12 protein-coding genes and 1 riboswitch are annotated in these 12568 nt (G+C 33.8%); of the genes, 2 read left to right on the top strand and 10 right to left on the bottom strand.

Annotation, left to right across the window (positions count from 1 at the left end; all coding sequences use genetic code 11):
- Window positions 1-44: 44 nt before the first annotated feature.
- The 5 genes from thiS to AO58_RS0103495 form a co-directional block, all read right to left on the bottom strand.
- Window positions 45-251: a sulfur carrier protein ThiS gene (thiS, locus tag AO58_RS0103475; RefSeq protein ID WP_024980368.1), complete on the bottom strand. Its 207-nt coding sequence runs from the start codon at window positions 249-251 to the stop codon at window positions 45-47.
- A gap of 66 nt (window positions 252-317) precedes the next feature.
- A riboswitch (TPP riboswitch) is annotated at window positions 318-413 on the bottom strand.
- Window positions 414-505: 92 nt separating this feature from the next.
- Window positions 506-1069 carry a DNA-3-methyladenine glycosylase I gene (locus AO58_RS0103480; RefSeq protein WP_024980369.1) on the bottom strand — a complete coding sequence of 188 codons (564 nt, stop codon included), beginning with the start codon at window positions 1067-1069 and terminating at the stop codon, window positions 506-508.
- Entirely contained in the window at window positions 1069-1701 is a 633-nt protein-coding gene (locus AO58_RS0103485; RefSeq protein ID WP_024980370.1) for a hypothetical protein, read from the bottom strand. The genes AO58_RS0103480 and AO58_RS0103485 overlap by 1 nt, the downstream gene beginning before the upstream one ends.
- A gap of 106 nt (window positions 1702-1807) precedes the next feature.
- Complete coding sequence (locus tag AO58_RS0103490) at window positions 1808-2461, bottom strand: queuosine precursor transporter (protein WP_024980371.1); 654 nt, start codon at window positions 2459-2461, stop codon at window positions 1808-1810.
- 121 nt (window positions 2462-2582) lie between these two features.
- Window positions 2583-3641, bottom strand: a complete 1059-nt coding sequence (locus AO58_RS0103495; protein WP_035717341.1) for a Ppx/GppA phosphatase family protein — start codon at window positions 3639-3641, stop codon at window positions 2583-2585.
- A 204-nt stretch (window positions 3642-3845) separates the two neighbouring features.
- On the opposite strand from AO58_RS0103495, the gene AO58_RS0103500 reads away from it, so the two are divergent.
- Window positions 3846-5093 carry an MFS transporter gene (locus AO58_RS0103500; RefSeq protein WP_024980373.1) on the top strand — a complete coding sequence of 416 codons (1248 nt, stop codon included), beginning with the start codon at window positions 3846-3848 and terminating at the stop codon, window positions 5091-5093.
- 257 nt (window positions 5094-5350) lie between these two features.
- Here AO58_RS0103500 and tsf read toward each other — a convergent pair whose 3' ends face one another.
- From tsf to rplM, 4 genes are all read right to left on the bottom strand, one after another.
- The gene (gene tsf / locus AO58_RS0103505; protein WP_024980374.1) at window positions 5351-6175 is read right to left on the bottom strand and encodes a translation elongation factor Ts; all 825 of its coding nucleotides are present in this window, start codon (window positions 6173-6175) and stop codon (window positions 5351-5353) included.
- 126 nt (window positions 6176-6301) lie between these two features.
- A complete protein-coding gene (gene rpsB / locus AO58_RS0103510; protein WP_024980375.1) occupies window positions 6302-7063 on the bottom strand; it encodes a 30S ribosomal protein S2 in 762 nt (253 codons plus the stop codon).
- A gap of 174 nt (window positions 7064-7237) precedes the next feature.
- Entirely contained in the window at window positions 7238-7624 is a 387-nt protein-coding gene (rpsI, locus tag AO58_RS0103515; RefSeq protein ID WP_024980376.1) for a 30S ribosomal protein S9, read from the bottom strand.
- Window positions 7624-8079, bottom strand: a complete 456-nt coding sequence (gene rplM / locus AO58_RS0103520; protein ID WP_024980377.1) for a 50S ribosomal protein L13 — start codon at window positions 8077-8079, stop codon at window positions 7624-7626. The genes rpsI and rplM overlap by 1 nt, the downstream gene beginning before the upstream one ends.
- Before the next feature lie 331 nt (window positions 8080-8410).
- Between rplM and AO58_RS0103525 the strand changes: the two genes are divergently transcribed.
- Complete coding sequence (locus tag AO58_RS0103525) at window positions 8411-9436, top strand: LacI family DNA-binding transcriptional regulator (protein ID WP_024980378.1); 1026 nt, start codon at window positions 8411-8413, stop codon at window positions 9434-9436.
- 56 nt (window positions 9437-9492) lie between these two features.
- On the opposite strand, the gene polA is transcribed toward AO58_RS0103525, so the two are convergent.
- On the bottom strand, window positions 9493-12354 hold the full coding sequence (gene polA / locus AO58_RS16910) for a DNA polymerase I (RefSeq protein WP_035717345.1): 2862 nt from the start codon (window positions 12352-12354) through the stop codon (window positions 9493-9495).
- Between the last annotated feature and the right edge of the window lie 214 nt (window positions 12355-12568).

Here is a 12568-nt window from a genome sequence, read left to right on the forward strand (position 1 = left end):
CGGTGTGTTGAATAGCGCCTTTTGCAAATGGGGTCACGCCCAAATCATCCGCCTTGTGTGGCTGTAATGATGAGAATTTCGTCGGTTGCTTTGATGAGATGGGTATTCCAATTGGATTTTGGAATTACGGTAAGGTTGATGGCAAGGGCAATTCCGTTTTGGTTTTCTGGAATTTCCAAGTCAATGAGCGCTTGAGCCGTTAGGCTTTCGGCATCGAATTGTTTTGTTTGGTTGTTGATTTTTAGTTCCATTCCTTTTGAATTTAGTATATAGGTATACTTTAGGAATGGCTACGATTGCACCCAATTATGGTGCAAGGAAGTCATCTTACTTTTCCCTACGCTAGTATGAACTAGATCAGGTTCAGAGGGTAAAATCTCAGCCTACAGTTGTAGACACCCCTAAAGTGTGAAGCAAATATAAAGATTTTAGTTTATACTTTTTGTTTAAAGTTTAAAGTTTGTAGGTTTAATTGTTGAATTTTACAAAAAGAGAATGCCGAAGCTTAATTCCTAGTCCAACAATTTTCTACATGATCATTGACTATGCCTGTGGCTTGCATATGTGCGTAGATAACTGTTGAGCCTACAAACTTGAATCCTCTTTTTTTTAAGTCCTTACTAATTGCATCCGAAAGAGTTGAAGTAGCTGGAACTTCTTTCAAGGTTTTAGGAAAATTATCAATGGGTGTATGGTCTACAAATGCCCAAATGTAAGTAGAGAAACTTCCAAATTCTTCTTGTATTTTAATGAAATTTTTTGCGTTGGTTACAGCGGAATACACTTTCAGTTTGTTGCGAATGATACCTGCGTCTTGTAATAGTTCTTGGATTTTATCATCAGAATATTTGGCAATTTTTTTATAATCAAAATCGTCAAATGCTTTACGGAAATTGTCTCTTTTATTTAAGATGGTAATCCAACTTAGGCCAGCTTGAAAAGTTTCTAATAGTAAAAATTCAAATAAGGTAGCATCGTCATATACTGGCTTTCCCCATTCTTCATCGTGGTAGTTTTGGTATAGTGTGCTGGAGTTGCACCAGCCGCAACGTTGCAATTCTTTTTTCATTATTTTTTGATTTCCCAGTAAAACCCTTTGACAGAAGGGATGTAGGCATTTCCGTTTTTGATAATTAATTCGGTATGGATTTTTTTATTGTGCTTTATTCCGATGGCGCCCCCTTTTAAGATCGTTTGGTTTTCTTTAATATCGAAGGTTATTATTCCATTCTTAAACTTTGCATCCGAGATTTTTTCTACAAACCATGTAGAGCCCCAATAAAAGTACAATGTATTGTGCCCTGTGTAAGTTACCTTTTTTACAAGGCTTAATGATTCTTTAGGAAAATTAAAGATTTCTATGAGTTCTTTTTTGGTATATGTTTTTCCAATTTGCCCCTGTTCAAACAAATCTTTTAGAGGGGAATTAATTTTTTTTTCGAGAATTATACCTGGAGCTTCAATTATTGATTTGTCGTTTTCAATAAGTGTTTTGCTTTGATTTTTACTTGATGAAGTACGGTTTTCTTTCTTTGAGACTATTGTATTGCCTGATTTGGTAGAGGATTCATTTTCTGTAATAACTACAGAGTTGGAGTTTTGTTCTTGTGAAGTAGTGTCCTCTTTTTCGGAATCATTACCATTACAACCTATCAGGATGAATAGTGCTAAAAGAAAAATAAAGGATATTACTTTGTTCATTTTGGGTAATTTAGGGAACTTTTACTATTGAAATCAGTTGATGTATTGGGTGTAAAAATAATGATATTCAAAATAAAATTTGCCAAATTAATCTAAAATCAAAGTTTTAAACGCTTTCTTTGGATAGGTATTTTTTGATGAGGTTATGTCCCACATAAATAGCCGGAGTCAATAGTATAGCAATGGAAAGTTTAAAGGTATAGCCAGTAAGTGCTGAACTTAAAAAAGTTTCAAAATCTATTTTTCCGGGGAGCCAAAAGGCAATCCCTAAAACAATAAAAGAATCAAACAGTTGGGAAACCAAAGTGGAACCAGTGGTTCTGAGCCAAATTTTCGTATCTCCAGTTCGGTTTTTAAAGAACCAAAACACAGTAACATCAATGAGTTGTGACACCAAAAAAGCAACAATACTTCCCACAATAATCCACATACTTTGTCCAAAAACTGCTTGAAATTGGTCGTCAGTAACCGGACTTATTCCTTTGGCTGCTGGAATTGTCATGGCTAATAGTAAAATGACAAACGAATAGGCTATAAGGCAGGCCGTGATAAAAGAAAGTTTACGAACGCCTTTTTCTCCAAAATATTCATTGATTAAATCAGTGGTCAAAAAGACAATGGGCCAAGGCAAAATACCAATACTCATTACAAAAGGCCCTATTTGGATTAATTTTCCCCCAATTAGTTCGGCGGTTATAGCATTGGTAATGAAAATACCAGCTAGAATGACAAAAACAAAATCTTTACGAGTTTGAAACATAGTTTTGAGTTTGTCAAAAATAGTATTTTATTTTAAGTATTGGAATTGGAACAGTTGTTAAATAAAAAATCCCAAACGTTGTAACACGAATGGGATTTTCTAAATGGTTATAATGATCTTATTAGTAAATCTGTTTTACTCCTCTAGCATTGTCGAATACATAACTTACTAACCAAGCAATTTGACCTTGCTTTGCAAAATAAATCTTTTTGCTTTTCATGTCTGGAATAACTTCAAGACAAGTTTCTAAAAGATTAAATGCGGCGATTAAGTTTTTTTGTTGGTAAGTATTCAATACTTTTTTCTTTTCAACATTATTTTCTGCATCAATAGAAAATCTTTGGTAATTATTTTCAGCTATTGCTTTTAAAGAAAGAATGTCATCATACGTCACTGGTGTAAAGTTTTCTTCTGCTTTTTGTCCAGTAAGTAAAGTGTAAAATGCCCAAGCTGCACCACCAGAAATGTAAACGTTGTTTTTTTGTTGAGATTCAGGACGGTTTGTGTACATTTTTTTGAATGTTTCTCTCAATGTTGGCAGGTATTCAAACATTTGCTCGTTAAATTCAAAAACTGTTTTTTGCTTACATTTTTTGTTAATAAGCTCTGTTAAAGTTACCGTACCTATATCTGATGAAATAGGAAAGAAAACTCCAGAACCATTGATTTCTTTAGCATAACCACCTTTGGAATTACCACCACCAATATCTACAATTACTGAATTTAAGTAGTTTTTTGGAGGAATACATCCCTTTAATAAAAGTCTAGCTTCGATAGATGAAGAAATAACTTCTGTATTTTTCTTTGTTAAAGCTTTAATTTTGTCGGTTAGTTCGGCAGTATTTGTTGCTAAACCTACACCTGAAGAAGCTACAATAAAAATATTCTTGTCTTCAATTTTATATTCAGACAGCATTTTGTTATAGTTGGTTAAAACCACAGCGACAGCCCTGTCAATGTCTTCTTTGAATAGCGTTCCGTCAATGGAAATTCCAGTTGCAATACCCACGTTTTCAGTCCAAAATTCTTTTACATCATAGTAATTTTTCTTTAGGTTTTCAACCTCTAGGACCGTCATTTTAACACCTTTACTTCCAATTTCGATACCTCCGTACAGTTGGGAGTATGACGAAAAAGAAAAGGATAAAAGAGCTAAAGCTAAGTAGAATTTTTCTTTCATTGTTTTTTTGATTTGGGGTTCGATGCAAATCTATACTAAAAAATAAAAAAGACAATATTTTTTTTGCCGTTTTTTATCTATTAAAAAAAATTAAATGTTTTTTACTATTGTTAAGTTTATTTAACATTTCTTTATTGTCATGGTCGAAAAAAAATCTATTTTTGCTTCACTAAAATTAATTTTTTGCCCCAAAAAAAATAAATTATGATAAAGAACTACCTAAACAATTTTAAAAATTTTCCAAAAGAAATTTGGATTCTTACATTAATAACATTTATCAATAGAGCGGGTACAATGGTTATTCCGTTTTTGTCGAAGTACATGAAAGAAAACCTTGAGTTTTCATACAGCCAAATTGGTTGGGTTATGGTTTTTTTCGGAATAGGTTCTATTATTGGAACATGGTTAAGCGGAAAGCTTTCCGATAAGATTGGTTTTTACAAAGTAATGGTTTTTAGTTTGTTTGCCAGTGGGATTATTTTCATTTTACTGCATTATGCTAAAACATTCGAAGAAATGTGTGTCGGGATTTTAGTACTGACTACAATTGCTGATATGTTTCGCCCTGCTATGTTGGTTTGTCTCAAAACGTTCACTACAAAAGAAAATCGTGCTAGTGCTTATTCCTTGACTAGAGCAGCTGTAAATCTTGGGTTTCTTTTTGGTCCAGTTTTGGGAGGTTTAATTATTATGCAATCGGGTTACGAATTTATTTTTTATGCCGATGGTGCTACTTGTATCTTGGCAATTATCGTTTTTGTTTTATTTGTCAAAGAAAGACAATTGCCAGTAAGAACAGTCGCTGACGGTTTGAAACCTCAGAATATTTCAGTGATGAAGGACAAGCCGTTTATGCTTCATTTGGTGATTTGTTTGATCACGGGAATTTTGTTTTTTCAAATATTTACTACTTTGCCTTTGTATCACAAAGAGCAATTTAATATGTCAGAGTTTGATAGTGGATTGCTGTTAAGCTTAAATGGATTGTTGATTCTGTTGTTTGAGCTGCCAATTGTAAATTATGTTAGTAGAAATAAAATAAACAATCATAGGGTGATATTTATTGGTTTGGTGTTGATGGCTACCAGTTTCTTATTCTTGCTTTACCAATGGGAAGGAATGTTGATCCCAATGATGCTTTTCATGACTTGTGGTGTAATGTTGACGTTTCCATTCGCTAATTCATTTGCTATGGATAGAGCATATGAGCAGAGAGAAGGTAAATACATGGCTGCTTTTACTATGAGTTATAGTTTTGCACATATTTTGAGTGCCAAAACAGGAATGCAAATCATACAAAATTCTGGTTATGAAACCAACTGGATCGTAATGTCGATTCTTGGAGTTGTAGGTTCTTTGTTGGTTTTCAAATTGTTTGCTATGGTGGAGAAAGAAGCGTTAAGTAAAGCGACGATGATTCCTGTAGAGAATGATAGTCATATTCAGAAATAAGTAATAGAGTACTTTACTAAATTTTAATTAAAACAGTAGTAATTTAGTTTACTGCTGTTTTTTTATGATAATATTTCTTTTGGCTTGCATCAGTCTTTTAGTTCTGGTCAAAAACAAGTGTCTATTTTACGTCATTAATGTTATGTTGCGTTGTACAACTTTGCAATTTTGCGCAAGCCATCAATTAAAAAAGTCCCAACTTCAATTGAAGTTGGGACTTTTGTTTGAAATTACAAGAAGTAAAATCAATATTTTAATTATCCTAGAGCAGCTCTTTTGAAACCAGTTACGATAAGATCTTTGTCTAAAGATTTAGCATAAGCAGCAACGCTTAATTTGTTGTCTTTAATGTAGTCTTGGTTTACTAAAGTGTTGTCTTTGAAGAAACGAGCTAATTTACCTTTAGCGATATTGTCTAACATAGCTTCTGGTTTACCTTCTTGACGCAAAAGGTCTTTAGCGATTTCAATTTCTTTAGCGATAGTATCAGCATCAACACCATCTTCATTAAGAGCGATTGGCGCCATTGCAGCAGCTTGCATAGAAATGTTTTTAGCAACTTCATCAGCACCTTCAATGTTTTTAGATAATGCAGTTAAAGTAGCAATTTTGTTACCAGCGTGGATGTAAGAACCGATAAAAGCACCTTCTAATCTTTCGAAAGCACCAATTTCGATTTTTTCTCCAATAACTCCTGTTTGCTCAATTAATTTTTCAGCAACAGTAATTCCGTTGTAGTCAGCAGCCAATAATTCTTCTTTAGTGTTGAAGTTCAAACCTAAAGCAGCTAAATCTTGTGCTAATTTTACGAAAGATTCGTTTTTACCCACGAAGTCAGTTTCACAGTTTAATGAAACTACAACTCCAGCAGTTTTTTCAGCATTTACAACAGCGATAACAGCACCTTCTGTAGATTCTCTATCAGAACGGTTAGCGGCTACTTTTTGTCCTTTTTTACGTAGGTTTTCGATTGCTAAATCAAAATCTCCTTCTGCTTCAACCAAGGCTTTTTTGCAGTCCATCATACCTGCACCTGTGATTGTTCTTAATTTATTTACGTCTGCAGCAGTAATTGTTGCCATAATATAAGGTGTTTTAATGTTAAAAGTAAAAATTCCAACCTTCAAATCCCAAATTCCAACTTTATCAGATTGTTAAATAGCTGATTTTGGAATTTGGAATTTAAAATTTGGAATTTAAAATTAGATTTATTCTTCAGTTGCTGGAGCTTCAGGAGCTACTTCTTCGGTAGCAGGAGCAACTTCTACTTCTTTCTCAGTACCTCTATCAGAAAGGCCTTCGATTACAGCTGCAGAAACTAAAGATAAAATTTTGTCAATTGATTTAGAAGCGTCATCATTTGCAGGGATAACATAATCTACTTCACGTGGATCAGAGTTAGTATCAACCATTGCAAAAACTGGAATGTTTAATTTTTGAGCTTCTTTTATTGCGATGTGTTCCGCTTTGATATCTACTACGAACAATGCTGCAGGTAGTCTAGACATATCAGCGATTGAACCTAAGTTTTTCTCTAATTTAGCACGAAGACGATCAACTTGCAAACGCTCTTTTTTAGAAAGTGTGTTAAAAGTTCCGTCTTTTTTCATCTTGTCGATAGAAGACATTTTTTTAACCGCTTTACGGATGGTAACAAAGTTTGTTAGCATTCCACCAGGCCATCTTTCAGTGATGTAAGGCATGTTTGCAGCTTTTGCTTTTTCAGCTACGATATCTTTTGCTTGTTTTTTGGTAGCAACAAATAATATTTTTCTACCTGATGCAGCAATTTTTTTCAAAGCTTCGTTAGCTTCTTCAATTTTAGCTGCAGTTTTATATAGATTGATAATGTGGATTCCATTACGCTCCATATAAATGTAAGGAGCCATATTTGGATCCCATTTTCTAGTCATGTGTCCGAAATGAACACCTGCTTCTAGTAATTCTTTTACTTCTACTTTGTTTGACATTTTTGTACTAGTTTACGTTCTGTTGATTATAGCAATGTAGGAATGGCGATGAATCGGCTTCATACATTTAGATGCTAAACTAATCTCCCGACGCATCGGGACAATAACAACATTGTTTTTAATTGAATAAATAATTCTATTAAGTCTTGTTTGAATAAAACAAGACAGGCAATATTAACGTTTAGAGAATTGGAATCTCTTACGAGCTTTCTTCTGACCGAATTTCTTACGTTCAACCATTCTTGGGTCTCTTGTTAATAAACCTTCTGGTTTCAATACACCTCTGTTTTCAGCATTTACTTCGCACATTGCACGAGCGATTGCCATTCTTACAGCTTCTGCTTGACCAGTTACACCACCTCCATAAACGTTTACTTTTACGTCAAAGTTAGATGCATTTTCTGTCATAGACATTGGTTGCATTACTTTGTACTGTAAAGTAGCAGTTGGGAAGTAAGTTGCGAATTCTTTTTTGTTTACAGTGATTACTCCTGTTCCTTCTGAAACATAAACACGTGCAACAGCCGTTTTTCTTCTACCGATTTTGTGAATAACTCCCATTACTTAAGATCGTTTAGGTTAACAGTTCTAGGTTTTTGAGCGCCTTGTTTGTGCTCAGCTCCTACAACAACATTTAAATTTCTGAAAAGTTCTGCTCCTAATTTGTTTTTAGGTAACATCCCTTTTACTGCTTTCTCAACTAATAACGCTGGGTTTTTAGATTGTAATACTTTAGCAGTTAAAGTTCTTTGTCCTCCTGGGTAACCTGTATGACGCATGTAAATTTTGTCATCCATTTTGTTTCCTGTAAGGTTAATTTTTTCTGCGTTGATAACAATTACGTTATCTCCACAGTCCACGTGTGGTGTGTAACTTGGTTTGTACTTTCCTCTTAAAATCATAGCGACTTTAGAAGCAAGACGTCCTAAGTTATGACCGTCAGCATCCACAACAATCCATTCTTTTGTAGAATTGGCTTTTGTTGCTGAAATTGTCTTGTAGCTTAATGCGTTCACAATAATAATTTTTAATTAAACATTCCATCCCCAATAAAGGGAGTGCAAAAGTACAATTAATTATTTTAAATGCAAATAGGTTAAATGATTATTTTTCACTGTGTTTCGTGCTGATTATCAATTCAGTGTTTTTTTTGTAAGTATAATTACTTTTGAGTTTGAAGATTATGAATTTAAATCATAGTAGTAAAAATGTAAATTTAGCATAACTCTTGCTTTTATGTAGTAGAAATTTTAGAAATTATGATTATCTTCGCTTTTTAATGTTTTTATTTAATATTTTCGTGTCAATTCCAGTTATTGGTAATTTATTCAATTAATTTCTCATTCTATGAAAGCTAAAGCAACGCTAAAACAAATTGCAAAAGAATTAAATGTTTCTGTTTCTACTGTTTCAAAAGCACTTAACGATAGTCCAGAAATTAGTGAGCAAACTAAGATCAAAATCAAAGAATACGCTAAATTGAAAAATTATAAGCCTAATGTTATTGGCTTAAATCTTAAAAACAGAAAAACAAAAACAATTGGAGTGATTATTCCCAATATTTTAAATTCTTTTTTTGCTAAAGTATTCAGTGGTATTGAAAAAGTAGCAGATAAAAAAGGATACAATGTCATTATGTGTATCTCTAACGAATCTCTTGATAAAGAAGCGCACACGCTTGAGATGTTAAGTAACGGAACTATTGATGGTTTTGTATTATCTATTTCGGAAGAAGCACAAAAGAAACACGAATACAATCATTTTAAAGAAATTATTAGTGAAGGTACGCCTATAGTTTTATTTGACAGAACTACTGATGAATTTGATTGTGATAAGGTTATTGTAGATGACTTTGAAGCAGGTGTTGATTCTACACAGTTCTTGATCAATTCTGGTTGTAAAAATATAGCCTTGATTTCTACTATCGATAATTTAAGTATCGGTAAATTACGCTACGAAGGGTATTTGCAAGCCCTTAAAAATAATAATATTGTTGTGAATGATAAGATTATCATCAGAACAGATACAAGTAAAGGTTTGAATGAAAAAGTAGAATCTTTATATGCTAATAATACTATTGATGGTGTTTTTGCTTTGGCAGAAGATGATTCGGTAGCGGCCTTGAAATTTGGTTTAAAGAAAGGATTACGCATTCCAGAAGATCTTAAAATTATTGGTTTTGCTGATGGAATTTTGGCTTCAAGACGTTTGTCTCCAAGCTTGACCACAGTAAGTCAGCATGGTGTTGAAATTGGTGAAGTAGCTGCTCAATTATTAATTGATCGTCTAGAATCTAAAGAAGAGCATTTACCATATCAAACCAAAGTAATTAATACTAAATTGAAAGAAAGAGAATCTACTCGTTTAAAATAAATTTTAAAAACATAGAAAAAAGGCTCGTAACTATTTTGTTGCGAGCCTTTTTTATTCTAATGCGCTTCCAGCCAATTTTTACCTAATCCGATTTCAACATCCAATGGAACTGCCATTTTGAAGGCGTTTTCCATTTCGTGTTTGATCATGGGTTCTATTTTTTCGAGTTCAGAGTGGTGAACATCAAAAACCAATTCATCATGAACTTGTAATAACATTTTGGATTGCCAATTTTCATCAGTGAGTTTTTTATGAATATTAATCATAGCAATTTTGATGATATCGGCTGCGGAACCTTGTATAGGTGCATTGACTGCGTTTCGTTCTGCTCCTCCACGAACAATGGCGTTGGCAGAATTGATGTCTTTTAAATAACGTCTTCTGCCTGAAATGGTTTCTACATAGCCGTTTTCTCTGGCAAAATCAACCTGTTCTTGTATGAATGATTTTAATCTTGGATAGGTTTTGTAATAGGCTTCAATCAAATCGGCACTTTCTTTTCTAGATAAATTGGTTTGATTGCTTAATCCAAAAGCCGATACACCATAGATAATTCCGAAGTTCACCGTTTTAGCATGACTACGTTGTTCTTTGGTTACTTCTTCTAAAGGAACATTGAATACTTTGGCGGCCGTACTTTTATGGATGTCTTCTTTGTTTTGAAAGGCTTTAATCATATTTTCTTCCCCACACAAAGCGGCGATAATGCGTAATTCAATCTGAGAATAATCCGCAGAAAGTAGCGTGTAATTTTCATCACGTGCGATAAATGCTTTTCTTATTTGTCGTCCTCTTTCAGTACGAATAGGAATGTTTTGAAGATTAGGATTATTAGAACTCAAGCGACCAGTTGCTGCCACAGTTTGCATATAATCGGTATGCACTCGTCCTGTTTTTTTATCTACTTGGTTGGGTAAGGCATCAATGTACGTACTTTGCAGTTTTACCATTTGGCGCCATTCAAGTATATCGCGAACAATTTGGTGTTCATTGGCTAAGTAAGATAAAACTTCTTCACCAGTAGCATATTGTCCTGTTTTGGTTTTCTTTTGCTTAGCTCCTCCAATTTTTAGCTTATCGAATAATATATCGCCTAGCTGTTTTGGGGATGCCAAATTAAATTTCTCTCCAGCCGTTTCGTAAATTTGTTGTTCGAAAGTATCAATCTCTTTTTGCATATCAATCGACATCTTTTTTAGGAAATCAACATCCAAATTGATACCTTCTTTTTCCATATCGGCCAATACTTGTACTAATGGAATTTCAATTTCATCAAATAATTTTTTGGTGCCAACCTTTTCTAAAATTGGTTGGAAATGTTCTTTTAATTGAAAAGTGATGTCAGCATCTTCGGTGGCGTATTCTTTAATCGCCTCCAATTCTACTTGACGCATCGATAACTGGTTCTTTCCTTTTTTGCCAATTAAAGTTTCGATAGATTTTGGACTGTATTTTAGATAGGTTTCAGATAAAATATCCATGTTGTGTCGCATATCTGGATTAATCAAATAATGCGCAATCATGGTATCAAACAGCTTTCCTTTGACTTGAATGTTATAATTGGATAGAATTTTTAAATCATATTTCATATTTTGACCAATCTTCTCGATGGTTTCATTTTCGAAAAAAGGACTAAATTTTTCAATTAATTCTTGAGCTTCTTCTTGATTTTCGGGAAAAGGAACGTAAAATCCTTTGCCTTTCTCCCATGAAAAAGACAAACCAACAAGCTCGGCATTCAAAGCATCGATTCCTGTCGTTTCAGTGTCAAAGCATACGGAAGTTTGTTGTAATAAATTTTGAAGTAATAATTTTACTGGAAAATCTCCTTGAATGATTTGGTAGAAATGAGGAGTGTCTTCGAGTGTTTGGTAAAACTTATTTAAACCATTTTCGTTGCTATTCTCATCATCAGAGAATCCAAACAAATCCATTTGGTTTTTAGCGGTCTTTTTTGATGCTGTTTTTTTTGAAGCGACTGAACTCGTTTCATTTCCATCTCCATTACCATCTATTTCGTCATATTCTTTTCCTGTGCCAAAGAGTTTATCGAATTGTGTTTTCATTTGACGGAATTCCAATTCTTGAAACAAAGCATCTGTTTTCTCTACATCTGGTTTAGATAATTCATAATCCTCTGCGTCAAAAGTAACAGGACAATCGAGTAGGATAGTGGCTAGTTTTTTAGACAAAATACCTAATTCCTTGTTGGCTTCAATTTTGGTTTTCATGGCGCCTTTAAGTTGATGCGTATTGGCCAACAAGTTTTCTAAGGTGCCATATTCGGCTAAAAATTTCTTAGCTGTTTTTTCGCCAACTCCAGGTAGTCCTGGAATATTATCCGCAGCATCTCCCATCATTCCCAAAAAGTCTATTACTTGTTCTGGTCGTTCAATTTCAAATTTAGCCAAGACCTCTGGAATCCCCCAAATTTCAATGTCATTCCCCATTCGAGCGGGTTTGTACATGAAAATATTTTCAGAGACCAATTGTGCAAAATCCTTATCAGGTGTAACCATAAATACTTGGTAGCCTTCTTTTTCAGCTTGTTTGGCTAAAGTTCCAATAAGGTCATCGGCCTCAAAACCTGCTTTTTCAATAATTGGAATATGCATTGCCTTCAATAACTCCTGAATATAGGGAACTGCAATTTTTATCGCTTCGGGAGTTTCGTCACGATGGGCTTTATATTCTTGATACATTTCATAGCGATAATCACTACCACCTTTGTCGAATGCTACTGCCAAGTGATCGGGTTTTTCTCTTCGGATAACGTCCATCAAGGAGTTCATAAATCCCATAATGGCCGAGGTGTCCATGCCTTTGGAGTTGATTCTAGGATTTTTGATAAAAGCATAGTAGCCACGAAAAATCAAGGCATAAGCATCTAGGAGGAAAAGGCGTTTTTGAGTTGACATATTTTTAATCTAAAATTTGAAAGGGTAAAAATAAACAAAGCAATTTGATTTTGTTCATTGCAGTACTTCAATCTCTACTTTCTGCTTGAAAATAGAGATTCAATTGTATGCTAAGTGCAGACTAAAAGTAATATGTATGGCATTTTTCAAAAACATAAGTTAAAAAAAATAAATAGCGATGCATTGCGCTACCTTTATTTGTTAATTTGTGGTA

Origin of the sequence: Flavobacterium succinicans LMG 10402, from assembly GCF_000611675.1 — a bacterium.
GTDB classification, from domain to species: Bacteria; Bacteroidota; Bacteroidia; order Flavobacteriales; family Flavobacteriaceae; genus Flavobacterium; species Flavobacterium succinicans.

Bases quoted from the DNA above. Each gene is read 5' to 3' on its own strand.
- AO58_RS0103525 (WP_024980378.1), top strand. From the start codon at position 8,411: ATGAAAGCTAAAGCAACGCTAAAACAAATTGCAAAAGAATTAAATGTT.
- rpsI (WP_024980376.1), bottom strand. From the start codon at position 7,624: ATGGGAGTTATTCACAAAATCGGTAGAAGAAAAACGGCTGTTGCACGT.
- AO58_RS0103495 (WP_035717341.1), bottom strand. From the start codon at position 3,641: ATGAAAGAAAAATTCTACTTAGCTTTAGCTCTTTTATCCTTTTCTTTT.
- AO58_RS0103485 (WP_024980370.1), bottom strand. From the start codon at position 1,701: ATGAACAAAGTAATATCCTTTATTTTTCTTTTAGCACTATTCATCCTG.
- AO58_RS0103500 (WP_024980373.1), top strand. From the start codon at position 3,846: ATGATAAAGAACTACCTAAACAATTTTAAAAATTTTCCAAAAGAAATT.
- tsf (WP_024980374.1), bottom strand. From the start codon at position 6,175: ATGGCAACAATTACTGCTGCAGACGTAAATAAATTAAGAACAATCACA.
- rpsB (WP_024980375.1), bottom strand. From the start codon at position 7,063: ATGTCAAACAAAGTAGAAGTAAAAGAATTACTAGAAGCAGGTGTTCAT.
- AO58_RS0103480 (WP_024980369.1), bottom strand. From the start codon at position 1,069: ATGAAAAAAGAATTGCAACGTTGCGGCTGGTGCAACTCCAGCACACTA.
- polA (WP_035717345.1), bottom strand. From the start codon at position 12,354: ATGTCAACTCAAAAACGCCTTTTCCTCCTAGATGCTTATGCCTTGATT.
- thiS (WP_024980368.1), bottom strand. From the start codon at position 251: ATGGAACTAAAAATCAACAACCAAACAAAACAATTCGATGCCGAAAGC.
- AO58_RS0103490 (WP_024980371.1), bottom strand. From the start codon at position 2,461: ATGTTTCAAACTCGTAAAGATTTTGTTTTTGTCATTCTAGCTGGTATT.